This window comes from Actinoplanes sp. SE50/110 (assembly GCF_900119315.1).
GTDB lineage: Bacteria > Actinomycetota > Actinomycetes > Mycobacteriales > Micromonosporaceae > Actinoplanes.
The window spans coordinates 8,276,505-8,301,431 of sequence record NZ_LT827010.1; the positions used below are offsets into that span (position 1 = coordinate 8,276,505).

Below are 24,927 nucleotides of genomic sequence, written 5' to 3' on the forward strand. Positions count from 1 at the left end.
GGTGCAGATCGCGCTTTCCCGGGTGAGAGGTGCGGATGCTGCCGGTCAGGCTCATAGCCCATAGGCGGTACGACGTGGGTGACCGGGGCCGTCGTGACGGCCCCGGTCACCGAGGGGGCACTGCTTACCGGTCAGCTGAAGAAGGTCTTGGCTCGGGTCAGGGTGGGGGTGTCCTGGAGGATGTCGGCGGGGCGGTTGCCCTGGCCGAGGAGGAGGCCGCCCCAGCGCATGGGGAAGTATTCCGCGGATTTCTGGAGGGCGCCGAGCAGCGGATCGGCGTCCGCGGGGTTGTCGCCGCTGTAGACGGAGATTCCCCACAGGGTCTTCTCGGTCATCCGGGCGCGGAAGGAGCCGGGGGCGCCGACCCGGAGCCAGCCGGACCAGTAGTCCAGGTAGAGCTTGGCGGCGGCGGACAGGCTGTACCAGTAGAGCGGAGAGGCGATGACGATGTCGGTGGCCTCCAGGGTGGCGTCCAGCAGCAGGCGCTCGGCGCCGGTGGGGATGCGCTCCTGCGGGGGTTCCCGGTGGCGGATGTCCGCGTAGGTGTCGAGCGGGGTGTCGGCGAGGCGGATCCAACGCTGGGTGGCGCCGGGGGGCAGCTCGGCGGCGGCGTGGCGGGCCAGCAGCTCCGTGTTGCCGTCCGGGCGGGCGCTGGCCAGCAGGAAGAGGAACGCTCGGGTGGTCATCGGGGAGTTTCCGTCCAATCTTCGAGGTCGAGCAGCCGGCGGGCGCGGACGATCTCGTCGCGCGCCTCGCGCAGCAGGCGGGCCTGCGCGGCGGGGACGTCCGGGCGGGCCAGGTGGGCGTCGGTGCGGGCGATCGTGTCCGGGGTGACCGACCAGGCGGGGTAGGCACCGGTCACGAAACGCTGCGCCATCCCGCTCGACCATTCCCTCCATACCCGATCGATCTGCTGGAAATATTGTGCGGCATAGGGTTCCAGGAGCGCAGCATGCTCCGGCTCGGCGAAACCCTCCAGGACGGCCCGCAGTTCCAGGTTGGTCAGCTCGCCGCCGGTCAGCGCGTACCAGGCCGCGGCTTTGGCCTGCGGGGTGGGGCGGGCGGCCCGGCAGGTGGCGGCGCTGCGGGCGGTGACCGCGGTGGGTTCGCAAGCCAGCTCCGCGTCGATCTCCGGGTCGCCGGCCCGGCCGTGCACGACGAGGCGGCGCAGCAGCGCCCAGCGCAGGTCGGGGTCGAGGACCAGGCCCTGCGGAACGCGTACGCCGGCCCGCAGATCCTCGAGGAGGTCCAGTTGAGCGCCGGTGACGGCGGTGGCCGCGAACTGCTGGGCGAGGACCAGCTGGCGGTCGGAGCCGGGCTCGGCGGCGGTGAGCTCGGCGGCGGTCGCCTCGGCCAGCCGGGCCAAGAGCTCGGCGCGACGGGCCGGGGCGACGAAGCGGTGCAGTGCCGTGCGCGCCTGGTCGAGCAGGGTCTGCAGCAGCGTGCCGTCGATCAGCACGGGCAGGGCGGCGGCCACCGTGTACGCGAACCGGTCGGCCGGCAGTTCGCCGTCGCGGACCAGGTCCCAGAGCGCGGCCCAGCACAGCGCGCGGGCCAGCGGATCGGTCAGCTCGGTGATCCGGGTCAGCACGGTGGCCAGCGAGCGGTCGTCGAACCGAATCTTCGCGTACGTCAGGTCGTCGTCGTTGATCAGCAACAGATCGGGCTGTTCGGCGCCGGTCAGCTCGGTGATCTCGGTGAGCTCGCCGGCGACGTCCAGCTCCAGCCGGTCGGTGCGGACCAGGCCGCCCGGGCCGAGCCGGTAGAGGCCGATGGCGAGCCGGTGCGAGCGCAGCACCGGGCAGCGCGGCCCGCGTTCCTGCCGTACGGCGAACGCGGTGTAGCGGCCGGCGGCGTCGACCGTGGCGACCGGGCGCAGCACGTTCACGCCGGGGTTCTCCAGCCACTGCTCGGCCCACGGCCGCAGGTCGCGGCCGGACGACTTCTCCAGGGCCTGCAGCAGGTCGGGCAGGGTGGTGTTGCCCCAGGCGTGCGCCCGGAAGTAGGTGCGGACGCCGGCCAGGAACTCCTCCTGGCCCACGTACGCGACCAGTTGCTTGAGCACCGACGCGCCCTTGAGGTAGGTGATCGCGTCGAAGCTGACCTCGATGGCCCGGATGTCCGCGATGTCGGCGGCCACCGGGTGGGTCGACGGCAGCTGGTCCTGCCGGTACGCCTCGGCCTTGCGCAGGTTCGCGAACGTGGTCCAGCCGTCGGTCCAGCGGGTCGCCTCGACCAGGGCCAGCACCCCGGCGAAGGTGGCGAACGACTCGTTCAGCCACAGGTCGTCCCACCAGGCCATGGTGACCAGGTCGCCGAACCACATGTGGGCCATCTCGTGCAGCAGCGTCTCGGCGCGGCGCTCGTACATCAGGCCGGTCACCCGGGACCGGAACACGTACTTCTCATGGACCGTGACGCAGCCGGCGTTCTCCATCGCGCCCAGGTTGAAGTCGGGGACGAACACCTGGTCGTACTTGCCGAACGGGTAGGGCACCTCGAACGCGTCCCGGAAGAAGCCGAACCCGGCCTTGGTGATCGCGAACAGCTCGGCGGCGTCCAGGCTGCCGGCCAGCGATCGGCGGCACCAGAGCCGCAGCGGGATCGACGGGTACTCGTCGGCGACGACGTGGTAGTCGCCGGCGACGACCGCGACCGCGTAGGTCGGCAGTGGCGGGGTCGGCGGGAACTCCCACCGCGCGGTGTCCCCGCCGGCCGGCGACGCCGTGCCCGCGGTGTTGCCGGCCACCTGCCAGCCGGCCGGGGCCAGCACGGTCAGCGTGACCGGGGCTTTCAGGTCCGGCTGGTCGAAGCAGGCGAACACCCGGTGCGCGTCTGCCGGGGCGAGCTGGGTGTACAGGTACACGCCGTCGTCGACCGGGTCGGTGAAGCGGTGCAGCCCCTCCCCGGTACGGGAATAGGCGCCGACCGCCTCGATCCGCAGCTCGTTGTCCGCCGGCAGGTCCGGCAGCGTGATCCGCCCCCGGTCGGCGTCGTAGGCCGTCGCGGGCAGCGGCACGCCGTTCAGCACGGCGCGCCGCAGCCCGGGCACGGCCAGGTCGACGAAGGTCGTGGCGCCCGGCCGGGTGCAGCCGAACCGCACCACCGTGGTGGTGCCGAACGACGTCGCGTCGCCGGTCAGGTCCAGCTCGACGGCGTACGACAGCACCTGGAGCAGGCGGCCGCGTTCCTCGGCCTCGATCCGGGACAGATTTCCTGCCACGACCATCCCCTCAGTGATTCTCAGTAGTGGAAAACGCCGGCGGTACGGGTGTTCTTGTACGCGGTCACACCGATCACCGCGCTCTCGAAGGCCGGCACCGCCCGCCCGTACGCCCCGGCGAAGCCCTCCGGGGTGTAGAACAGCCCCCAGGCCGCCTGCCACGGCTGGACCTCGCCGGTGCCCGGGTCGACCACCGGCTCGGAGCGCGGTACCACCCGCTCCTGGATGATCGCGCCGTCGGCGACGCCCTCGCGCAGCGCCCGCTCCCAGTCGGCTTCCGGGGTCTCCCAGCCGGCGATCACGCCGACCCCGCCGTAGTAGCCGTTCGGCTTGAGGATCAGCGTCTCCCGGCGCTCCCGGCCGAGGTCGATCAGGCCGAGTTCGTCGGCGTCGGTGAGCGACCGGGTCCAGGGCAGCACCCGGTCGATCACGGCCTGCTCGGCGGCGGTGAAAGCGGCCCGCCGGCGGGGGTCGGACAGCAGCGCGAGCGCGCCCTTGTTGGCGAACAGGTTGCTCTCCAGCGGGGTGAACAGCACCACGCTGCCCGCCCGGTGGGCCCGCAGGATCGGCTCGACCAGCGCCTCACCGTCCGGCTCGGCGATCAGCTCCTCGACCGTGAAGCAGCGCAGGATCACGTCGACCGCGACGTCGCCGAGGTGCAGTTTCCCGTCCCGGTCGGTGATGTCGCCGATCTCCGCGACGTGGAAGTCGAGGCCGGCACGCCGCTGCACGTCCCGGAAGGTGTTCCAGTGGCTCGCGTAGTTCGCCAGCCCGCCGGGCGCCTCCAGCAGGACGACCACCGGCTCGGCCGCGCCGATCGAGGCTCCGGCGGCGCGCAGGGTGCGGGCCACCCGCTCACCGGTGTGCACGTAGTCCAGGCCGTGCTCGGCGGCGAACCCGGCGAACGCCTCGTTCTCCAGCAGGGCACGCGGGATCTCCCCGGCCCGGTCGGCGCCGCCCACCTCGCTGGCGATGCCGATCTCCAGCAGCTTGAACGAGGTGCCGTCGTGGTACATGTCGGCCCGGCCGTACCGGGGCGGGGTGATCCCGCCGAGCGAGCGGATCAGCTTCGCCCGGCGCGGCTCGACACCGAGCGCCGCGGTGTACCGGTCCAGGTCGCCGTCGAACAGCCGGTCCGGCAGCGAGGTGATCACGTCGAAGAGGGTCAGCACGTCGGCGGCGAAGGCGTCCAGCTGCCGGCGGTCGGCGAACAGCGGCCGCGGCAGGTAGGAGCCGGTCCAGTTGCTCAGCGACGGGTGTTTCTCGACGTCGTCCATGACCCGCCGCAGCGGGCTGAAGTCGTCCCGGGCGAGGGCGTTGTACGCCTCGGTGCGCTGGTCGGTCATGCGGTTGCCTCCTGTTTCGGGGTGGACTCGAGATTGCCGGCGAAGCGGCGGGCGAAGGCCGGGCCGAGGGCGATCGAGGCGACGCCGGCCAGGAGGCCGCCGACCGCGCAGCCCCACCAGAGGACGGCCGGGCCGACCGTGCCGAACAGGCCGACCGCGGTCGCCGGCGCGGCCAGCCGGGCGAGCGCCCAGACCCAGGTGAACGCGCCCTGGTAGCGGCCGCGTGCGCCGGGCGGGGCGAGATCGGCGACGATCGAGCCGGCCACGATGCCGTTGACCACCTCGCCGATCGACCAGACGACCACGGTGATCGCGTACTGCCAGAGGTGGTCGGCCAGGCCGGTGCCGGCGACGCCGGCACCGATCAGCACCCAGGACGCGGCGAGCACCCGGATCCGGTCGACCTTGGACAGCCAGCCGAACAGCAGCGGCTGCAGCAGCACGACCAGTACCGCGTTCAGGGCGCCGACCGCGCCGTAGACCGAGGGCGAGAGACCGTCCAGCCGGATGGCCAGCGGCAGGGTGAACTCGGTCTGCGTGTACACGGTGATGCCGACCGCGCTGAGCACCAGGTAGCCGACCATCAGACGGTCGGAGAACACGACGCCGTACCCGATGCCGTGCACCCGCTCGGCCGCCGGGGCACGCCGGTCCGGCGGGATGCCGACGAGCACGATCACCGCGTACACCAGGCAGGTCAGCCCGTCGACCAGGAACAGCAGCCAGTAGCCGCGGACCGCGAGGAAGCCGGCCATCCCGGTGGCGACCGCGGTGCCGATGTTGAAGCCCCAGTGCAGCAGGCTGAACGCCTTGACCCGCCCGTCCGGGCCGACCGTCTCGGCGACCAGGGCCGACGACGCCGGCCGGTAGATGGTGCCGGTCAGCCCGAGCAGACCGGCCGCGATCGCCAGGGTGACCAGGTTGGGCGCGCCGTACAGCGCGCCCAGGCTGAACGGGGTCAGCGCCAGGCCGACGATCACCGTCAGGCGCGGCCCGATCCGGTCGGCGAGCAGGCCGCCGAGTGCCGGCCCGAACATCCCGCCGAAGCCGAGCACGATGACGATGGTGCCGGTCAGCTCGGTGGAGAACCCGCGGGCGCCCAGGAAGAAGACCAGGAACGGCACGACCATGGTGCCGATCCGGTTGGCGATCATTCCGGAGAAGACGATCCAGAACGATCGCGGAAGGCCGCCGAAGCGGGCGCTGACCGCCGACCGGAGGCGGCCGGCGCCGGGCGAGGTGTCCATGCGGGTGGTGATCCTTTCCGCGAGGGTCAGCCGGCGACGTACGCGCGGGTGAGGTTGGGCACGAAGTACTGGGCGCTGAGCGACAACCCGCCCACGGCCGGGCCGTACAGAGTCAGCTGGCGCTTGTAGTAGACCGGCACCACCGGGGCGTGCCGGGCCATCAGGTCGCGGTCCAGCTCGGCGTACGCGTCGGCGAGCGCGCCCCGGTCCGGCTCCCGGCTGAGCACGGCCAGCCGGGCGGTGATCTCCGGATCGTCGAAGTAGGACAGGTTCATGTTCCCGGCGGCGGTCAGCCGGTCGCCGCGGAACAGCACGTCGAAGACGCCGGACGCGTCCGGGAAGTCCGGACCCCACACGCCGTAGATCAGGTCGCAGTCGTTCTCCGCGTCGCCCATCAGGCTGTAGAAGGCGGCCTTGTCGACCGCCCGCGGGACGATCTCGAACCCGGCCCGTTCCAGGGCGGCCTTGACCGCCGGGGCGACCGGCACGTTGGGCAGGGTGTCCGGGTAGGCGAACACCAGCGGCCGCAGCTGTTTGCCGGCCAGCAGCTCCTTGGCCCGCAGCGGGTCACCGGAAGCCCCGGCCGGATACGCGTCGTACGGCCGGTAGCCGGGGATGTTCGGCGCCAGCACCGTGGTCGCCGGCTCCGCCGCGGCCGGGCCGCCGGCCAGCGCGACCAGCGTCTCGCGGTCGATCGCGAAGTTCAGCGCCCGGCGCACGTCGACGTCGGTGACCCGCCGGGTGTTGATGTAGATGTACTGCAGGTAGACCGACGGTCCGGCGACCACCCGGCGGCTCAGCTCCGGATCGCCGAGCACCTCGTCGACCCGGTCCTGGGCGACGTCGAAGGTGGCGATCGCCCGCACGTCGTCGCCGGCCGGGTGAAGCAGCCGGCGGGTCTGCTCGTCGCGGTCCACGCCGAACTCCCAGCGGATCTCGTCGGCGTTCCGGCTGCGGATCGGGTCGGTGGCCGGGTCCCAGTGCGGGTTGCGCTCGAACAGGTAGTGGCTGCCCGGCACGAACTCGCGCACCCGGTACGGGCCGGTGGCGACCCAGTCGGTCTCGTACCGCTCCCGGGTGTCCCGGTCGGCCGGCACCGGCGTGGTGGTCGTGGTGGTGGCCAGCAGCGGGAACAGCGGTTCCGGGGCGGGCAGGCGGAACACGATGGTCCGGTCGTCCGGAGTCTCGACGCCGGGCGCCGGCGCGCCGTCCGCGTACGGGCCGTCGTAGCCGCCGTCCGGGGCCAGGGCCTGCTGCAGGAACTGCGGGCCGTACACGCCGTACGGCGAGAACGAGCGGGCCACCGCGTACGCGACGTCCTGTGCCCGGATCGGCCGGCCGTCGGCGTACTTCAGTCCCTCGCGCAGCGTGTACGTCCAGGTCCGGCCGCCGTCATCGGTGCGCCCGGCGTCGGTGGCGAGGTCACCGACCAGCCGCCGCGGGCCACCCGCCGGGTCCTCCAGGTAGCCGGTCAAGGTGCGGTGGAACAGCGCCGTGGCGACCGCCAGCGTGGTGCCGATGTAGGTCTGCGCCGGATCCATGTGTTCCGGCTCGGCGTCGGCGAGCAGGATGAGCCGCCCGCCCGGGCGCGCCCCGGGCGCGTTGGGTGCCGGGGTCGGGGTCTCGCCCCGGAAGTCGATGTGCAGTTCGGACACGTCTCACACTCCGTCGGAAAGGTGGTCGTCGAGTGCGGCGAGGACGGCCGGCAGATCCAGGCCGAGCCCGCCCATCACCTGGTGGTGGTCGCCGCCCTCGGAGGGCCAGCCGTGGCCGGCGTTGACGCCGGTCACCGTGCGGCCGGGCAGCAGCAGGGCGAGGGCCTCGGCGATGCCGCCCTCGGCCCGGTGCTCCTCGACCACCACGAACCGGCTGTGCCGGCGGGCGAGCTCGGCCGCGGCCGCACGCAGGCCCTCGTGGTCGAGGTAGCAGAGGTGGGCGTGGTCGGCGGCCGGCCGCGCCGCGCGGGCCTCCAGGCTGAGCCGGGTGCCCTCCTCGCCGACCGAGACCAGGCAGACCTTCGCCGGGTCCGGGCCGGTCTGCCACTGCACCGGCGGGCGGTCGTCGCCGTCGAAGGGCAGGCTGTCGTACGCCGCGCCGCGTCCCGTCCGGATGTAGTGCGGCCGCCCGGAGCGGGCCGCGGCCCGGATCACCGCCCGCATCTCCTGCTCGCCGTAGGGGGCGGCGATGGTGACCCCGGGGATGCTGCGCAGCACGGCCAGGTCTTCGAGGCAGTGGTGGGTGGTGCCGAACCAGGCGCCGGAGACGCCGGCGTACGGCGCCACCACGGTGACACCCGCGCCCAGGTAGCCGAGGGTGAGCTTGAGGCTCTCCGCCGCGCGCAGCGCCGCGAACGGCGCGAACGTGCTGACGAACGGCCGGAAGCCGGCGACCGCCAGCCCGGCGGCCATGTCCACCATGGTCGCCTCGGCGATCCCGAGGTTGAAGAACCGGTCCGGGTGGGCCTTCTGGAACGGATGTCCCTTGCCGCCGAGGTCGGCCTCCAGACAGAGGATCGACCCGTCGCTGCCGGCGAGCCGGGTCAGCTCGTCGCGGTAGGCGTCACGCCCGCTGAGGGTCATCGGACCAGTGCCTTCCACTTGGCCGCCCGGGCGGCGTCGATGGTCACGTAGTGCGAGTTCGCCCGGCCCTCGACCGGCGGCACGCCCTTGCCCTTGACGGTGTCGGCGATCACCGCCAGCGGCCGGTCCAGGCCGTCCCGGCCGGGTGCCAGGACCGCGGACAGCGCGGCCACGTCGTGCCCGTCCACCTCGGCCGTCTCGAAGCCGAACGCGCGGAACCGGTCGGCCAGGCCGGGCAGCGGCGAGATGTCCGCGACCAGGCCGTCGTTCTGACCGCCGTTGCGGTCCACCACGATCACCAGATTGCCCAGCCGGCGGGCCGCGGCGACCTGGGCGGCCTCCCACACCAGGCCCTCCTGCAGCTCGCCGTCGCCGGTGACCGCGATGGCCAGGCCGGGTTCGCCGCGCAGCCGCCGGGCCAGCGCCCAGCCCGCCGCGTACGGCACGCCGTGCCCGAGGCTGCCGGTGGGGAACACCACGCCGGGCACCTTCGGGCCGGGATGGCCGGTGAACGGGTGCCCGGCCAGGCCGTACACCGGGGCCGGGTTGTCCTTGAGCACGCCGGTGACGTGCAGCGCGGCATAGAGCCCGGCGGCGGCGTGGCCCTTGCTGAGCACCACCCGGGTGCCGTCGTCGGCTTCCAGGGCCCGGTCCAGGGCGGCGATCAGGATGTCGGTGACCGACAGACTGCCGCCCAGATGGCAGCCCCGCTCACTGGCCGCCATGTCGACGATCAGCCGGCGCGCCTCGCGTGCCTGACCGGCCAGGATCTCCGGAGCGGTCACCGGTCGCCGCCCAGGGTCAGCCACTGCTCGACGGCCGCGGTCAGGATCGCACGGCCGGCCCGGTACTCGTCAGCGCCGATGCGCTCCACGTCGGTGTGGTCGAGCGCCGAGTCACCCGGCCCGTACGCCACCATCGGCACGTCCCGCCAGGTGGTGGCGAGCGTGTTCATGTCGGAGGTTCCCTTCTTCACCACGTACCGCGGGCGGACGCCGGCCCCGGCGAACGCCCGGTTGAAGGCCTTGACCAGCGGCCCGGACCGCTTCCCGGCGTAACCGGGGGTGTTGCGCAGCACCTCGACCTCGACGTCCGGCCCGCGGACCGCCAGGGCGGCCTCGCGCAGTTCCTCCGGGTCGGCGTCCGGCGGGACCCGGAAGTTGAGCACGCCGGCCGCGCGATGCCCGCCCGGATGCGACTCGGTGCGCAGGTCGATGACCGCGCTCAGCGCCTCCGGCGCCAGCTTGCCGACCGCCTCCCGGATCCGCAGCAGCACCGCGGCCAGCGCGTCCGGAGCCGAGACGGCGTCCATCCCGGCCGAGTGGCCGCTCGGCGTCGAGGCGGTCACCCCGAGCTTGAACAGCCCGAAGTAGCCCAGCGTCAGGGTCTGCGAGCCGCTCGGCTCCCCGACCACGACGGCCTGCGCCGGATAGTGGTCGCGGACGTGGAAGGCGCCCTTCGACGAGGAGATCTCCTCCTCGACCGCGCCGACCACCCGCACCCGGCTGCCGGCCGGCACCGTCACGGTGGACAGCACCTCCAGGAACGCGGCCAGGCTGCCCTTGGCGTCGACCGAGCCGCGGCCGCTGAGCTCGGTGCCGGCCCAGCGCGCCGGCCAGTGGTGCGGCACCGTGTCCAGGTGCCCGAGCAGCAGCAGGGTGCGGTCCCCGTCCCCCTTGGTCGCGACCAGGTTGCCCACCTCGTCGATCGCCGCGTCGATGCCCCGCGCGGCGCACCAGTCCAGCAGGTAGCCGGCGAGCTCCCGCTCGTCGCCGGAGACCGAGGGCACACTCACCGCGTGGGTGAGCAGTTCCAGGTCGGCGGCCGGTTCCCGGGTCGGCCAGAACCGGGTCCAGCCGGACGCCTCGCGCAGCGTGTGCGGACCGGTGACCGCCACGTCGGCGCCGCTGTCCAGGGCGAGCTCGGCGGCGCGCACCTTTTGCCGCATCCGGCCACCGGCGTACGCCATGGCCTCGCCCGGGTAGGCGTGGCGCAGCGTCGAGCCGGGCTCGGCCGGATCGGTCAGCAGCCCCGCGGTGCCGGTGACCAGGCGCAGGTGGTCGGCGCCCAGGGCGCGGGCGAGCGCGGCCGCCAGCACGTCGGCGTCGACGTTCAGCGGCAGCCCGTCGTCCGGGTCGAGCACCGGCGGGGACAGGCAGACCACGTCGAAGGCGTCCAGCAGCGCGCCGATCCGGGTGACGTCCACCCGGTCCGGCACACCGACCCGGTGGTCACGCACCACCCCGGTGCGCCCCGCACCGGTCACCACCTTCAGCGGCCGGTTCGGACGTCCGGTGACCAGGCCGCCGCGGGCCGCCACCGCGGTGTACGCGGTCCGGCCGCGCCGCCGCAGACCGCCCTCCACCGCCGGGAGGGTGACCTTCTCGTACGCGTCGACCAGGTGCGGCATCTCCTCGGCCGGGCAGTGCCGGACCACGTCGCCGTTGGGCAGGCGCAGCTGCGGCGCGGCCCGGCCGATCGCCCGGTAGTGCCGCTCGATGCCGGCCGCGCCGCCGGCGACCAGCAGCACCCGGGCCCCGCGCGCGACCAGCTCGTCGAGTTCGTCGTGGATGCCGTCCCGGTCCAGCGTGCTGCTGCCGACCTTGACGACGTACAGCGGCCGGGTCACGGGGCGGCCGCCGTCAACGGCAGGCCGGTCGTCTCGGGCAGGCCGTGCTGCAGGTTCATCACCTGGATCGCCTGCCCGGACGCTCCCTTGATCAGGTTGTCCAGGGCGGCCACCGCGACCAGCCGGTCGCCCTGCACCGCGATGGCCACCTCGGCCACGTTCGAGCCGACCACCGCCTTGAGCATGGGGAAGTCCTGCGGTGCCTTGGGCGCCGGGCGGACCCGGACGAAAGGCTTGCCGATGTACGCCTGCGCGTACGCCCGCTTCACCTCCAGCGAGGTGACCCCGGAGCGCAGCCGGGCGTACCCGGTGACCAGGATGCCCCGCGGAACGTCCAGGCTGTGCGCCGAGAACTGCAGGTCGGGCGCCGACCCGGCGAGGTCGGCGAGGGCCTGCCGGATCTCCGGACCGTGCCGGTGCCCGTGCAGCTTGTGGACCCGGAAGTTGCCGGCCCGGTCGGCATGCTGCTCGGTCGAGTTCCGGCCACCGCCGGTCGAGCCGGTCTTCGCGTCGACCACCACGCCGGGCTGCACCAGGTCGTGCCGCAGCGCCGGGTAGAGGGCGTACACGCTGGCCACCGCCATGCAGCCGGGCAGATTGACGAACCGGGAGTCGGGCAGCGGCACGGTCAGCTCGGGGACGACGTAGCGGAACGGGGCCGGCGCCGGGTGCTCGGCGGTCGCCGGATAGTGGGTGCGGATCTCCGCCGGGTCGGCCAGCCGATAGTCGCCGGCCAGGTTCAGCACCCGCTTCGCGCGCTCGGCCAGCAGACCCAGCCGGGCCGGCAGGGCGCCGGTGGGCAGGCAGGCGAACGCGACGTCGGTTTCCGGCAGCTCGTCGAGCGGCCGGAACTTCAGGCCGGCCACCCCGGGGTGGTTGCGCAGGGCCGGGTGCTGCGCGGCCACCGGCAGGCCGGCGTGCCGCTCCGAGGAGAGGAAGGCCAGCTCGACCGCGGGGTGGTCCAGCAGCAGCCGGGCCAGCTCGCCGCCGGTGTAGCCGCTGGCCCCCGCGATGGCGACCCGGATGCGCTGCTCAGCCAAGGCGGGCCGCCTTCTCGTACGGCCGCCGGTAGTCCCGGTCGGCCACCAGCTTGCGGATCGCGTCCGGACGCCGGGCCACCTTGCGGAAGGCGTCGGCGTACCGCAGGATCCGCTCGTACTCGACCGGCGAACGCAGCTCCCGGCACAGCACCAGGGTGCTGTCCAGCATGCCGAGCGTGACCGGGAAGTCCTCGGGCCGGTGGTCGCGGGCCGCGGCCGGATTCAGCGTGAACGGATACCCGCCGCCGAAGCCGGTGCGACGCTGGAACGGCAGGTGGCACGGGATCGGCGTGTTCTGCCACTCGCGGGCCGGCACCCCCTCGGCGACCAGCAGCTCGTGCACGGCCTCCTTGACGGCGTATCCGGGCAGGTCGTCCAGCCCGGCCGCCGCCGGGTGCAGGGTGATCCGGTACATGTTGTACGCGTGGGTGTGACCCGGCGGCACGAACGGCGGCGCGAACAGCCCGGTACCGTCGAGCGCGTCGGCGAGTACCCGGGAGTTGCGGGCCCGGATCTCGTCGTAGTAGGGCAGCCGCTTGAGCTGGCTCGCGCCGAACGCCGCGGCGACCCAGGACATCCGGTAGTCGATGCCGTGCCGGGCCACGTAGTCGACGGCCCGGCGCCAGCCCGCCTCGGAGTCGAAGAAGGCGATTCCGCCCTCGCCGCCGAGCGGGAAGTTCTTGTCCGCCATCAGGCTCTGGCCGGCCGCGTCGCCGAACGAGCCGGCGACCGCGTCCCCGATCCGCGCGGAGTGGGCGTGCGAGGCGTCCTCGACCAGCGCCAGCCCGTGCCGGTCGGCCAGCGCCCGCAGCGCCGGCACGTCGGCCGGCAGGCCGTGGACGTGCACCGGCATGATCGCCCGGGTGCGGCCGGTGATCGCGGCCTCGGCGGCGGCCGGATCCAGACAGTAGGTGCGCGGGTCGATGTCCACGAAGACCGGCACCGCGTGCGCGGCCACCACGGCCTGCGCGGTGGCGATGAAGGTGAAGGCCGGCACGATCACCTCGTCGCCCGGCTGCACGCCGGCCCCGATCAGGGCCAGGTGCAGGCTGGACGTGCCGCTCGCGGTGGGCAGGGCGTACCGCGCCCCGACGTACGACCGGTACGCCTCGGCGAAGTCGGCGACCACCTGCTGCGGGTCGGCCCGCTGGGCCAGCAGGAGGTTGAACACGTCCTCCTTGGTGATCACCGGGAAGATGGTGCGGCGGGCCGTGGGCGGGATGATCGCCGGGCCGCCGAGGGCCGCGAGCTCGGCCGTGAGCTCCTCGGGGTCGGGCAGGGTCAGGGGGGCGGACGGGAAGTCGGTGATCACTCTCGCGCTCCTGCGGTGACGGCCGGCGGGGTGGCCCTGGTCAGTGACATCCGCACGCAGGCGGCCACCAACGGGCTGAGCCGGTAGTTGAACTGGACTCCCGGCGCCGTGCCGGGAGCCGCCTCCTCCTGGGTCCACATGGTCCGCAGGTCGAACGCGCCGAAGATCTTCAGCCGCTCGGCCCGGGTCCAGATCTGCTCGTCGTCGGTGAGCACGGCCGCGGCCGGGCCGAAGCCGATCGGGGTGAGGTCGACGACCAGGGCGGGTGCCGTGGCGTGCCGGGCCAGCCCGGCCAGCTCACCGGCGTTGCCCGGGCCCAGGACGATCTCGTCGAAGGTCGCCGGGTCGCCGGGTCGCACCGTGATGCCGAGCCAGGAGAGGAAGGCCGCGGTGGACCGGTTCAGCCCGGGCTGGGTGATCTCGTCACCGTGCCCGATGCCCTGCCCGGCGAGGGCCGCGTGGACCGCGGCGGTGCGGCTGTTGACCAGCACCGCGCGGGCCCGCCCGGTGCGTTTGGTGAGCAGCCGCTCCAGCGCCGGCAGTTCCCGGTCGCTGCGCTCGATGCTCATCACCACCCCGGAGGTGAGCACCCGGGTCAGGACGGTCGCGGTGTCAAAGGGGTCCATGGTCGTTCCCTTCCGAGTTCATGCCGGCACCCCGGCTTCCAGGCGCCGGGCCGCGTAGTCGGCGAGATGGCCGGCCACGTCGACGCCGTGCACCTGGGACGAGCGGGCGAAGTCGGGGCTGGCGTTGACCTCGAGCACCAGCAACTCGCCGGTGCTCCGGTCCTCCACCAGGTCCACCCCGTAGAAGCCGTCGCCCAGTGCGTCGGCGACCAGACGGCACAGCTTGGCGATCTCCGGGGTCACCTCGACCCGCTCGACGGTGGCGCCGAGATGGGTGTTGGTCCGCCAGTCCTGCGACACCCGCCGGAAGGCGACCAGTGGCTGGTCGCCCACGACGAGGACCCGCAGGTCATGACCGGGCTTGTCGATGTACGCCTGGATCAGTACCGGGAACGCCTTGCCGGCGGCGTCCACCGACTCGCGGCCGCCGATCCACGCGGCCACCCCGGCCTCGTCAGTCAGCCTGGTCACCCCGCGGCCCCAGGAGCCGCTCACCGGTTTGACCACCGCGGGCCAGCCGACCTCCTCGACGGCGGCCCGGACCTGGTCGAAACCGAAGACGTGCAGGGTCTTCGGGTGGGCGATGCCGTTCCGGTCGAAGACCAACGCCTGCAGGCCCTTGTCGTTGCAGATCTCGATCGCCGACGGCCGGTTGAGGACGGTGACGCCGAGGTGTTCGAGCCGGCGCGCGGCGTCGATCGCCTCGCGGTGCGACACGTTGCGGATGATGGCCAGCGGAGGCGGCGCGGCCGGACCGGAGACCACCTCGGCCAGGTCACCGAAGAGCGCGGTGCGGACCTCGATGCCGCGGTCGCGCAGGGCGCGGGCCAGCAGCTTCTCCTCCGGGCGCAGCATGGTGACGGTGAGCAGGACCTCGTGGCTCATTCGCCCCAGTCCTCCTCGACCTCGGGCGCGAGGTCGATCACGAGGCCGGCGGCGGAGCGCTCGACCACCTCGTGTTCCTGCCCGCAGGCGGCGCACTCGACGATCTCGCCCTTCTCCCAGTCGTCCTGAACGTCGAAGGCGGTGTCACAGACCAGGCAGTGGGGCGTGGCGGTGAGGGTGGACATGGTGTCGGCACTTCCCTTTCGTGAATCGATGGTGGTCAGGCCGGCCGGACGGTGAGGGTCACCCGACCGGCGGCGGTTTTGGTGGCGTGTTCGATGTCGGCGTCCAGCGGGGCGTCGACGATCACCGAGGCGGACCGGTGGCCGGAGTCGATCTGGTCGCCGAGGACGTCGCCGGGCAGCCGGCCGACGATGACCGCGTGCGTGTGCGGATCGTCGGCCGCCGCCCGCGGGGTGAAGGCCGGCCAGCGGTCGTCCACGCCGGGCCAGACGACCTCGACGCCGTCGGCGGTCACGTCGCCCAGCACCCCGTGCGGGTGGGAGAGGAAGTGCTGGCGGGCGCGGCGGCGGGGCGCCGGGTAGGCGGCCGGGACGCCGAGCGCGAGATCGATGATGGTGATCTCGGTCGGCTGCCCGGTGGCCAGCTCCCAGAGGAAGGTGATCGCGTCGCCGGGCAGCCGGGCCGCGATCTCCATGAGCACCGGGCCGGCGCTGCTCAGCCGGTACTCGGCGTGGGTGATGCCGTCGCGCAGGCCGACCCGGCGGATGATCTCGGTGTTCGCGGCCACCAGCGCGTGGTGGTCGTCCGGGTCGAGCACCGCCGGGCTGGTGTGCGCCAGCTCGGTGAAGTAGCTGGTCTCGTGCTCGTTGCTCTCCTTGCCGGTGACCCCGGACCAGAGCACCACGCCGCCCTGCACGATCGCCTCGACGGAGAACTCCGGGCCGACCACCCGGCTCTCCACCAGGGCGATCTCGTCGTCGCCCAGCGCGGTGAGGGCCGCGGTGAGCTCGGCCTGATCGGTGACCAGGCGCACCCCGGAGCTGTAGTACCGCCCGGCCGGCTTGACCACGAGCGGGAAGCGGCCGGCCTCGACGGTGAACGTGGCGCGCCGATCGGCCGGCACCGCCTCGTACTCCGGGGAGAACTCCGGCACGGTGGTGCGCTGCAGCAGCTTGTTGCGGCAGATCACCGAGGCGGTGGTGCCCGCCCCGGGCAGGCCCAGGCAATCGGCCAGGACGCCGACCGGCTCGACGAACACCTCGCCGACCGATACCACGCCGCGAACCTCGTAGCGGCGCAGCAGCGGCTGCACGGCCTGCAGGACGGTGGCGATCGAGGCGTCCGGGACCTGGACGACCTCGGCGAGCGCGGACAGCGGGTGGGTGGCGTCGGCGCGCAGCGCGTCGAGCCGGCCGAGGTCGGTGCCGAGGCCGACCACGGCGACCGGGGCCAGGCCCCGACGGGCGGCGTCCGAGATGAGCCGGGCCTGCCGGGCCAGCACCACGAGGTCGCCCATGAAGAGCAGGGCTGAAGTGGGCATGACGAAGTACTCCGATCAGTCGGTGATCTGTCGGGAAGGAAGATTCAGCAGCGGGACGGGATCAGCAGTACGGAAGGCACTGGTCGGCGTCGAAGGCCTTGGCGACCGCCGGCGATGACTCGCCGAGACGGCGGACCACGGCGGCGTTGTGCGCCCGGATCAGGTCGCCGGAGTCCCGCAGCACGCTGTCCTCGGCGAGGTCGAGCAGCCAGAGCGGGCGCAGGCGGGCCCCGCGCAGCGCCTTGGCGTCGGCCGACTCGATGCCCGGATGGATCCAGGAGAGACCGTGCTCGGCGGCGATCCGGACACTCGCGTAATAAACCAGATTGAAGTATTCGGCGGCGCCGGGAATGAGCCGGTCATAGGCGAATCCCACGGCCCTCACGAAAAGGGTGTCGCCGTGAATGTAGAAAAGCGAATAGCCGACCGGGGGTTGCCCCGGCAACCGACAGTACAACACCCGCGCTTTGTCGCCCATCGCGGCGGCCTGTCGGCGAAATGACTCGGTCAGCACGTCCAGGTCATAGGGATGACCATATCGCTCCTGCGTCCGTGCCAGCAGCCCGGCCGCCGTGACATAGGAATTCGGCAGGGTGTCCTCGACCAATTCGTAACCGGCTGCGGCGAAGGCTTTCACCTCCTGCTTGACCGAATCACGACGGCCTTTGGAGGGCAGGGACCGCAGATAGTCCGGCCATCCGCCGGCCACCGGGATCCAGGCGTCCGTGGCGATCAGCACGGGCAGCGCGTCGGCCCCGGCGGAGCGCAGCGCGGCCACGTCGGAGGTGCCGAGGAAGACACCCACCAGGGGGGCCGGGCCGCGCGGGGCGGTGGGCAGCACCTCGGTGCCGGGCACCTCGGCGCGCAGTTTGCGCAGACTCTCCAGCAGCGGGCCGGCGTGGTCGCCGGCGCCGGGCCGGGCCAGCAGGTGGGTCTGGTATCCGCGCCGCTGGCCGACCAGCAGGCCGACCGGGCCGGGCGCGGGCAGACCACGCGCCACCAGCTGGTCCTGCCACTGGTAGAAGGAGTTGTTCTCGGTGGTGACGGCGGTCACGGTGACCGCCGCGGCGGTGTCGCCGGTACCCACGTGCAGCGCCCCGGTGCGGGTCTCGCCGCCGATGTCGGTGGCGCAGAAGGTCAGCCAGGGTTCGGTCGAGTAGAGGTGTCCCCCCGCCAGCGCGGCCCACTGCGATGCGCTCGCGCCGCCGGTCACATCGGCGAAGACGGCTTCGGCGCTCATGCCGCGAAGCCGTTCCCGGTAGCTCGGTCACGGGCCCCGCCGCGCGGGTGGCACCGGGACCGGGGTGTCCGGCGGGTGACAGATGTCAGCATTTTCTCCCCCGATGGGTCCAGGCGTGATCATTCGCATGATCCACAATGGACGACTTGCGGTACGGACCGAAACTAGCGACGGATCGGCGAGCCGGTCAAGGACGTACAAATTCACATGTGTTGCTTGCGTGGTGAAATACTTACCGACCACATGACTGATGCCGGAAGGCCGGCCGAAAATACACCGATCGGTAGATAGATGTTTCTCAAACAGTCCCCTGATCTACTTCGGACACGGTAACGCGCCTCGTCGGACTTCGATGTCCGAACGCCGACCAAGTCATGAAAGGAGATCTATCCCACATACCGGCCAGGTAGGAGATTAAGGTGCGCGAACGACCGCGAGCCCGCCAGCCGGGTGGCTGACGGGCTCGCGGGCCGAGGTCGGGAGGGCTGCGGTCAGCCCTTGTCCGGGACCGACTTGAAGGTGTCCGGGACGGAGAGGGAGCTCCAGCGGGAGGCCGGCCAGTAGATGGCGAAGGCCCGCCCGGCGACCCGGTCGACCGGGACGGTGCCCTGATCGGCGTCCAGGTGGGCGCGGGAGTCGGCGGAGTCCGACCGGTGGTCGCCCATCACGAACAGGCGCCCGGCCGGGACCGTGACGTCGAACTTGTCGTCCGACGGGGCGTCACCGGGGAACAGATAGGGCTCGTCGAGGGCCTGCCCGTTGACCGTGAGCCGCTTCTGCGGGTCGCAGCAGACCACCCGGTCACCGCCGACGCCGATGATCCGCTTGATGTACTCCTGGTCGGCGGCGCCCTCACCCCAGGCCTGCGGGGGCTGGAAGACGATCACCTCACCGCGGTGCGGGTCGCGGAACCGGTAGAGGACCTTGTTCACCAGCACCTTGTCGTTGAGGAGAAGGGTGTTCTCCATCGACCCGGACGGGATGTAGAAGGTCTGCAGCAGGTAGGCGCGCACCCCGGCGGCGACGAGCACGCCCACCACGATGAGCACGAGCAGCTCGAATCCCTTGGAACGATAAAAGGGACGATCGTTGATCTTGTCCTCGGACACGGGCGGAGCGTACATCAATAGTCACCGTGGGGCAGGGACGTCACGCCGACTTCGCGCAGCCACCCACCCTCTACCGATTCCCAATACATCCGATTTATCCGGGCAACGTAGGTGGAATAGTGCAGGGGTGGCTCTCCAACGTTCCGCCCGCGCCGTGGCCGTCACCGCCCTGCTGCTCGGCGGCTGCTCCAGCACCCACGAGGCGGCTCCCCCGCCGAGCCCCGGCCCCGAACCCCGGGTCACCGCCGAAGCCGTCGGCGGCCGGCCGGAGACCCTCAGAGTCGCGCCCTACATCGACGTGACGGCCGGCCCGGTCGCGATCGACGACCTGGCCGCCACCGGACAGACCGACTTCACCCTGGCCTATCTGCAGGCGCCACCACAGGGCGCCTGCGACCCCGCGTGGGGCGGCCGAACCCCGCTGGCCGACGCCACGGTCACCGGCGAGGCCGACCGGATCACCGGCCGGGGCGGGAACGTGGTGGTCGCCACCGGCGGCCCGACCGGCACCTACCTGGAGAGCGTCTGCAGCGAGGAGCAGCTGGCCGGCGCGTACCGCAAAGCCCTCGACGCGGTCGGCGCCAACCGCCTCGACGTCGACCTGGAGCAGCAGGTCACCGTCGAGCCGGTGATCCGGGCGCTCACCGAGCTGCAGGAGGACCGGGACACCGCGATCACGCTGACCCTGCCGGTCGCCGGAGTCACCGGCTTCGGCAGCGACGCGATCACCATGCTCAAAGCGGCCGCGGACGCCGGGCTCAAGGTCACCGTCAACGCGCTCACCATGAACTTCAACGCGGCCGGCGGCGGCTGGGGCCGGGCCATGACGCTCGCCGCCGGCGCCGCCCGGGCCGCCCTGGCCGGCGTGTGGCCGGACAAGTCGGTCGAGGAGCTGTGGGAGATGTTCGGCGTCACCCCGATGATCGGGGTGAACGGCACCGGCGGGACGACCAAGCCGGCCGACGCGGCATACCTGCTGAAGTGGGCGAAGAGCAAGGGCGTCGGCTTCGTCAGATTCTGGTCGGTGAACCGGGACACCGGGGCCTGCGGCAACGGCACGGTCGCCGCGAACTGCAGCGGGATCATCCAGACCGCGTACCAGTTCACCATCCAGTTCCAGAAGTTCAGCGACTGAGCTCGTTCAGCCGCCCGTAGTCGGCCGCGCCCGCCAGCTCCGCATAGCCGCCCCCGGTGAAGGCCTCCCGGGCGGCGCGGTCCACCAGCCCGTACGCCGCCTGCGCCACCGCCGAGCCCAGGCTGATCCGGGCCACCCCCAGCTTCGCCAGCTCGCCGATCGACGGCGCGCCCGGCCCGGCCATCACGTTCACCGGCCCCGGGATCCCGGCGACCAGCGCGCCGACCACCGCGGGATCGGTGGCGCCGGGCACGAAGATGCCGTCCGCCCCGGCGTCCCGATAGGCCCGGCCGCGCTCGATCGCCTCGGTCACGTCACCCAGGCCGAACAGCAGCGTGTCGATCCGGGCGTTGAGGAACACCGCCGGGGCGGCCGCCCGGGCCGCGGCGAGCCGCTCGGTCTGCTCGGCGATCGAGCGGCGGCCGTCCTCCAGGTTCACCCCGGCCACCCCGGCGGCGGCCATCTCGCGCAGGGTGCGGGCCGGGTCGCCGTACCCGGCCTCGACGTCCACCGACACCGGCACGGACACCGCGGCGACGATCCGGCGGGCCGCGGCCACCGCCGCTTCCCGGCCGAGCGCGTCACCGTCCGGCACGCCCAGGCTCCAGGCCACTCCGGCGCTGGTGGTGGCGACCGCGGCGGCGCCGGCCGCGGCGACGATCCGGGCGCTCGCCACGTCCCAGACGTTGACCAGGACGAGCGGCGAGCCGGGCTGATGCAGGGCAGTGAAGTCGGTCACGGCACCGAGTCAACGCGGCCGGTGCGCTCCGGCGGCAACCATTTAGCGCAGACTGAAAGCATGGTCGCGATCGCGTTGCCCCCGGACGCCGCCACCCGGATCAGGTTCGGCGTGTCCTGCCTGTGGGAGGTGGTGACCAGCCTGCGGGTGCTGCACGGGCGGGGGGATCATCCCGTACACCGCCGGTGGGCGGACCGGAACCGGCCGGGGCCCGGCGGCCTGCTCGCCCGCCTGGTGCCGCCGGCCGGGGGCTACGCCCCCGATTTCCTGACCCCGCCGCCGGCCGGCCTGACCGCCGACCTCGACGCCGAACTGTCGGTTCTTCGCCAGACCGACCACGATGTCGTCCGTGCCCATCTCGCGCTCCTGGCGGGCGACCCGGCCCCCGGACTCGCCGAGGACCCGGACCGCGGCCTGGCCCGGCTCTGCGACGAGATCGCGGCCTACTGGGCGTCCTCGATCGCCCCGGACTGGCCGCGCATGCACGGCCTGCTCGACGCCGACGTCCGCCGCCGCGCCCACCGGCTGGCCACCGACGGCGCCGCGGCCGTCCTCAACGACCTGCACGACCGGGTCCGCTGGACCGGCGGCACCCTCCTGGTCGACCAGCGGCACTGCACCGCCTCGGACGTCCCGGACGGCAGCGGGCTGGTGCTGATCCCCTCGGTGTTCGCCTGGCCGGCGGTGCTCACCGTCTCCGCGTGGGGCACCCCGCAACTCGCCTACCCGGCCGCCGGGGTCGCCACCCTCACCGAGACCCCGGCGGCCCCGCCGGACGCGCTCAGCGCGCTGCTCGGCGCCGGACGCGCCCGCATCCTGTCCGAACTGCACGTGCCCCGCTCCACCACCGGCCTGGCCCGGCGGACCGGGCTCACCGCCGGCGGCGTCTCCCAGCACCTGCGTGTGCTGCGCGCCGCCGGCCTGGTCACCACCCACCGGGAGGGGCGCTCGCTGCTCAACTCGCGCACCGCGGCCGCGGAAACCCTGCTCGCCGCGGCCCCGTCCCCGGTGCGGCGGCTCCTATAGCGGCAGGACCACCGCCGACGGTCTGCCGGCGAAACAGGTCACCGACATCCGGTCCCGGGTCACATCGCTCGCGAAGGTCACCGACGCGGTGAGGCCCGGCCCCGGATCGACCCGCTCGACGCTGTAGCCGTCGGCCGGCGTCCAGTCGAGCAGCCGGACGTTCCCGGCGGCGCAGGCGGCGTGCACGAAGCCGCCCTTGGTGTCCAGCCGGGTGCCGGCCGGCGCCGTGTCGCTCGGCGCCGGGCTGCCGCCGCCGCCCGGCCCCGGAACCGCGGACGGCACGGCCGGGCCGGAGGGACGGACCTGCGCGCTGGACGGCACGTCACTGACCACCGCCGCCGGGCGGTGCGACGACCGGGCGCCCGGCGACGCCGGCGAGGCGGTCGCCGACCGGGCCGGCGGCGCGACCGCGCCGGCGCTGGCCGGTGGCCCGGCGCCGAGCCCGCCCGGGCCGGAATCATCCGACCGGGTGACCCAGATCGCCCCCACGGTGACAAGCAGAAGCGCCAGCACGACGCCGGCCAGCACCCGGGTGCGCCGATCCGCGGCCACCGGCCGGACCACTGACACCGGAAGCCGGGCCTCCGCGATCGCCTCGGTCTGCTCGTCGAACCGCGTCGGCATCAGCATCGGGGCCGGTGGCGCCGGTGGCGGGGACACCGCCTCCGCCGCGTCGCCCAGCACCTCCGACACCTCGGCCGCCGACGGGCGGTCCGCCGGCTCCTTGGCCAGGCAGCGGTCGACCAGGTCGGCGACCGCCTCCGGCACACCGGGCAGGTCCGGCAGCGGGGCCGGCTCGGCGTAGATGTGCGCGCTGAGCATCTGCGTGGTCGTCTCCACGGTCCACGGCGACTCGTCGGCCAGCAGGCGGTACAGCAGCACGCCGAGCGCGTAGACGTCCGACGCCGGCTCGATCGCGCCGCCGGTGAGCCGCTCCGGGGCCAGGTAGGCGGGGGTGCCGAGCAGCCCCTCCTCCGGCTCGGCCGGGCCGGCCGCCGCGGCGATGCCGAAGTCCACCACCTTGGCGCCGGCCGGGGTGACCATCACGTTCGCCATCTTGATGTCCCGGTGCACCAGGCCGTCCTCGTGCGCGGCGGCCAGCGCGGCGGCCACCTCGCCGCAGATCCGGAACACCCGGCGCGGCGGCAGCGGGGCGTCCTCGATGCGCTGCTGCAACGTCGGTCCGTTGATCAATTCCATGACGACGTACGGAACGGGATTCTCCGAATCGTCTTCCCCGAAGTCGTAGATCTGGGCGATGTTCGGATGCGACAACGTGGCCGCGGCCCGGGCCTCGTGCAGGATCCGGCTGCGGAACCGTTCGTCACCGGCGTACCGCCCGGCCAGAACCTTGACCGCCACCAGCCGGTTCAGCACCTCGTCGGTGGCCCGCCAGACCACGGCCATCCCGCCGCGCCCGAGTTCGTCCAGCAGCCGGTACCGGCCACCGAGTTTGCGTCCCTCGTCCACTCGACGCAGTTTGCCGAAATGCTCGCCGATTCGCACATCGGCGATCCTGCGAATGCCATTCATCTTTCATATTCCGCGGGGTGTGGATATCGTCGGAATCCGGCGATGGGGGGCTCGATGGCGATCTCCGGACGGCAACGGCTGACCGACGCGGCACTGAGCCGCCTGTTCGGTCGGGCGCCCGCCCTGCACGGGTACTCGGTGGAGCAGGTCCGCACCCCGATGCGCGACGGTGTCCGCCTCCTCGGCGACCACTTCACCCCGGTCACCGACCGGCCGCGCGGCACCGTGCTGATCCGTACCCCGTACGGCCGCGGCCTGCCCACCTCGGCGCTGAACGGCCGGCTCTTCGCCGCCCGCGGCTACCACGTGCTGCTACAGAGCGTGCGCGGCACCTTCGGCTCGGAGGGCACCTTCACCCCGATGGCCCAGGAGACCGAGGACGGCCAGGACACCGTCGCCTGGCTGCGCGAGCAGCCCTGGTTCGACGGTCGGCTGGCCACCCTCGGCGCCTCCTACCTGGGCTGGACCCAGTGGACGCTGCTCCAGGACCCGCCGCCCGAGCTGCACACCGCGGTGATCTACGTCGGCCCGCACGACTTCCGGGAAGCCGTCTACGGCACCGGCGCCTTCACCCTCGGTGATTTCCTCGGCTGGAGTGACCAGATCGTCCACCAGGAGGACGGCGGCCTGCGCCGGGTGCTGTCGATGGCCACCGCCCCGCGCCGGCTGCGTCCCGCCCTGGCCGGCCTCCCCCTGCCCGAAGCCGCCGAGCCGGTGCTGCGCGGCCGGGCCCCGTGGTACCGGCAGTGGCTCGCCCACCCGGACGGCGACGACCCGTGGTGGGCCCCGTACCGGGCCGGCGCCGCCCTCGACAAGGTGACCGTCCCGGTCCTGCTGATCGGCGGCTGGCAGGACCTGTTCCTCGACCAGACCCTCCAGCAGTACACCGCCCTGCGCAACCGCGGCGTCGACGTCGCCCTGACCGTCGGCCCGTGGACACATCTGCAGGTCGGACTGCACGCGGCCGGCCTCGTCGCCCGGGAGAGCCTGGCCTGGCTCGACCAGCACCTGGCCGGCGGCCCGGCCGCCCGCAAGTCACCCGTCCGGGTGCACCGCACCGGCGAACGCGCCTGGCACGATCTGCCCGCCTGGCCGCCCCCGACCGAACCGGCCACCTTCCACCTGCGCTCCGGCCGCCGCCTCACCACCACCGCTCCCGGCCCGGACGAGGGCGTCGCCGCCTTCACCTACGACCCCGCCGACCCCACCCCGTCCGTCGGCGGCCGCACCCTCACCGGCTCGATGGGCGTCAAGGACAACCGCGCCCTCGAAGCCCGCCCCGACGTCCTCACCTTCACCACCGACCCGTTGCCCACCGCCGTCGACGTGATCGGCGGCCCCACCCTCACGCTCACCGTCACCGTCGACAACCCGCACGCCGACATCTTCGCCCGCCTCTGCGACGTCGACCCGCACGGCCGCTCCCTCAACTTCACCGACCAGCACCGGCGCCTCGACCCCGGCCACCCGGCCGGCGAGCCGCACCGGCTGGAACTCACCCTCGACCCGTGCTTCCACCGGTTGCTCGCCGGCCACCGCCTGCGGCTGCAACTCTCCGGTGGGGCGTTCCCACGCTTCGCCCGCAACCCGGGGCGGGTGGGGGGCGGGCTGGCCGCCTCACACCACACGATCGACGTGGCCGGATGCCGCCTCACGATTCCGGTGGCCACCGCGCCGCCGCTCACCATCCGCTGACCGCACCGCCGGAGCATGCCGCGACCGACCGACCGAACCGCATCCGACTCCGCTCCACG

At 73.2% G+C, this 24,927-nt stretch carries 21 protein-coding genes; 3 read left to right on the plus strand and 18 right to left on the minus strand.

Features of this window, described 5'->3' with window-relative positions:
* Nucleotides 1–131: 131 nt before the first annotated feature.
* From ACSP50_RS36875 to lepB, 16 genes are all read right to left on the minus strand, one after another.
* On the minus strand, nt 132–686 hold the full coding sequence (locus ACSP50_RS36875; protein ID WP_014694423.1) for a flavodoxin family protein: 555 nt from the start codon (nt 684–686) through the stop codon (nt 132–134).
* Nucleotides 683–3,223, minus strand: a complete 2,541-nt coding sequence (pepN, locus tag ACSP50_RS36880) for an aminopeptidase N (RefSeq protein ID WP_014694424.1) — start codon at nt 3,221–3,223, stop codon at nt 683–685. Before pepN ends, ACSP50_RS36875 begins: the two co-directional genes overlap by 4 nt.
* A gap of 20 nt (nt 3,224–3,243) precedes the next feature.
* Entirely contained in the window at nt 3,244–4,569 is a 1,326-nt protein-coding gene (locus ACSP50_RS36885; protein WP_014694425.1) for a hypothetical protein, read from the minus strand.
* Nucleotides 4,566–5,816: an MFS transporter gene (locus ACSP50_RS36890; protein ID WP_014694426.1), complete on the minus strand. Its 1,251-nt coding sequence runs from the start codon at nt 5,814–5,816 to the stop codon at nt 4,566–4,568. Before ACSP50_RS36890 ends, ACSP50_RS36885 begins: the two co-directional genes overlap by 4 nt.
* A gap of 26 nt (nt 5,817–5,842) precedes the next feature.
* Nucleotides 5,843–7,471 (minus strand): ABC transporter substrate-binding protein, encoded by a 1,629-nt coding sequence (locus ACSP50_RS36895; protein WP_014694427.1) that lies wholly within the window; start codon nt 7,469–7,471, stop codon nt 5,843–5,845.
* Between the two features lie 3 nt (nt 7,472–7,474).
* Complete coding sequence (locus tag ACSP50_RS36900) at nt 7,475–8,395, minus strand: transketolase (protein ID WP_014694428.1); 921 nt, start codon at nt 8,393–8,395, stop codon at nt 7,475–7,477.
* Nucleotides 8,392–9,180 (minus strand): 1-deoxy-D-xylulose-5-phosphate synthase N-terminal domain-containing protein, encoded by a 789-nt coding sequence (locus ACSP50_RS36905; RefSeq protein WP_014694429.1) that lies wholly within the window; start codon nt 9,178–9,180, stop codon nt 8,392–8,394. The genes ACSP50_RS36900 and ACSP50_RS36905 overlap by 4 nt, the downstream gene beginning before the upstream one ends.
* Nucleotides 9,177–11,024 (minus strand): M20/M25/M40 family metallo-hydrolase, encoded by a 1,848-nt coding sequence (locus tag ACSP50_RS36910; protein ID WP_014694430.1) that lies wholly within the window; start codon nt 11,022–11,024, stop codon nt 9,177–9,179. Before ACSP50_RS36910 ends, ACSP50_RS36905 begins: the two co-directional genes overlap by 4 nt.
* On the minus strand, nt 11,021–12,064 hold the full coding sequence (gene argC, locus ACSP50_RS36915) for an N-acetyl-gamma-glutamyl-phosphate reductase (RefSeq protein ID WP_014694431.1): 1,044 nt from the start codon (nt 12,062–12,064) through the stop codon (nt 11,021–11,023). The genes ACSP50_RS36910 and argC overlap by 4 nt, the downstream gene beginning before the upstream one ends.
* Entirely contained in the window at nt 12,057–13,376 is a 1,320-nt protein-coding gene (locus ACSP50_RS36920) for an aminotransferase class I/II-fold pyridoxal phosphate-dependent enzyme (protein WP_014694432.1), read from the minus strand. The genes argC and ACSP50_RS36920 overlap by 8 nt, the downstream gene beginning before the upstream one ends.
* Nucleotides 13,373–14,002, minus strand: coding sequence for a DegT/DnrJ/EryC1/StrS family aminotransferase (locus ACSP50_RS36925; protein ID WP_014694433.1), 630 nt, complete (start codon nt 14,000–14,002; stop codon nt 13,373–13,375). Before ACSP50_RS36925 ends, ACSP50_RS36920 begins: the two co-directional genes overlap by 4 nt.
* Before the next feature lie 18 nt (nt 14,003–14,020).
* Nucleotides 14,021–14,887, minus strand: coding sequence for a RimK family alpha-L-glutamate ligase (locus tag ACSP50_RS36930; RefSeq protein WP_014694434.1), 867 nt, complete (start codon nt 14,885–14,887; stop codon nt 14,021–14,023).
* Entirely contained in the window at nt 14,884–15,072 is a 189-nt protein-coding gene (locus tag ACSP50_RS36935) for a hypothetical protein (protein ID WP_014694435.1), read from the minus strand. Before ACSP50_RS36935 ends, ACSP50_RS36930 begins: the two co-directional genes overlap by 4 nt.
* Nucleotides 15,073–15,107: 35 nt before the next feature.
* Entirely contained in the window at nt 15,108–16,391 is a 1,284-nt protein-coding gene (locus tag ACSP50_RS36940) for an acetyl-CoA carboxylase biotin carboxylase subunit family protein (RefSeq protein WP_014694436.1), read from the minus strand.
* A 61-nt stretch (nt 16,392–16,452) separates the two neighbouring features.
* On the minus strand, nt 16,453–17,631 hold the full coding sequence (locus ACSP50_RS36945) for a peptidogalycan biosysnthesis protein (protein WP_014694437.1): 1,179 nt from the start codon (nt 17,629–17,631) through the stop codon (nt 16,453–16,455).
* Between the two features lie 491 nt (nt 17,632–18,122).
* A complete protein-coding gene (gene lepB, locus ACSP50_RS36950) occupies nt 18,123–18,755 on the minus strand; it encodes a signal peptidase I (RefSeq protein ID WP_014694438.1) in 633 nt (210 codons plus the stop codon).
* Nucleotides 18,756–18,867: 112 nt separating this feature from the next.
* Here lepB and ACSP50_RS36955 point away from each other — a divergent pair, with 112 nt between their 5' ends.
* Nucleotides 18,868–19,875: a lysozyme gene (locus ACSP50_RS36955; RefSeq protein ID WP_014694439.1), complete on the plus strand. Its 1,008-nt coding sequence runs from the start codon at nt 18,868–18,870 to the stop codon at nt 19,873–19,875.
* Here ACSP50_RS36955 and ACSP50_RS36960 read toward each other — a convergent pair.
* On the minus strand, nt 19,865–20,614 hold the full coding sequence (locus ACSP50_RS36960; protein WP_014694440.1) for an isocitrate lyase/phosphoenolpyruvate mutase family protein: 750 nt from the start codon (nt 20,612–20,614) through the stop codon (nt 19,865–19,867). The two genes, ACSP50_RS36955 and ACSP50_RS36960, sit on opposite strands and share 11 nt — an antisense overlap.
* Before the next feature lie 60 nt (nt 20,615–20,674).
* Here ACSP50_RS36960 and ACSP50_RS36965 point away from each other — a divergent pair, with 60 nt between their 5' ends.
* On the plus strand, nt 20,675–21,640 hold the full coding sequence (locus tag ACSP50_RS36965; RefSeq protein ID WP_043512914.1) for a DUF5937 family protein: 966 nt from the start codon (nt 20,675–20,677) through the stop codon (nt 21,638–21,640).
* On the opposite strand, the gene ACSP50_RS36970 is transcribed toward ACSP50_RS36965, so the two are convergent.
* Nucleotides 21,635–23,146: a serine/threonine-protein kinase gene (locus tag ACSP50_RS36970; protein WP_231956790.1), complete on the minus strand. Its 1,512-nt coding sequence runs from the start codon at nt 23,144–23,146 to the stop codon at nt 21,635–21,637. The two genes, ACSP50_RS36965 and ACSP50_RS36970, sit on opposite strands and share 6 nt — an antisense overlap.
* 81 nt (nt 23,147–23,227) lie before the next feature.
* Here ACSP50_RS36970 and ACSP50_RS36975 point away from each other — a divergent pair, with 81 nt between their 5' ends.
* Nucleotides 23,228–24,868 carry a CocE/NonD family hydrolase gene (locus tag ACSP50_RS36975; RefSeq protein WP_099343943.1) on the plus strand — a complete coding sequence of 547 codons (1,641 nt, stop codon included), beginning with the start codon at nt 23,228–23,230 and terminating at the stop codon, nt 24,866–24,868.
* Nucleotides 24,869–24,927 lie beyond the last annotated feature (59 nt).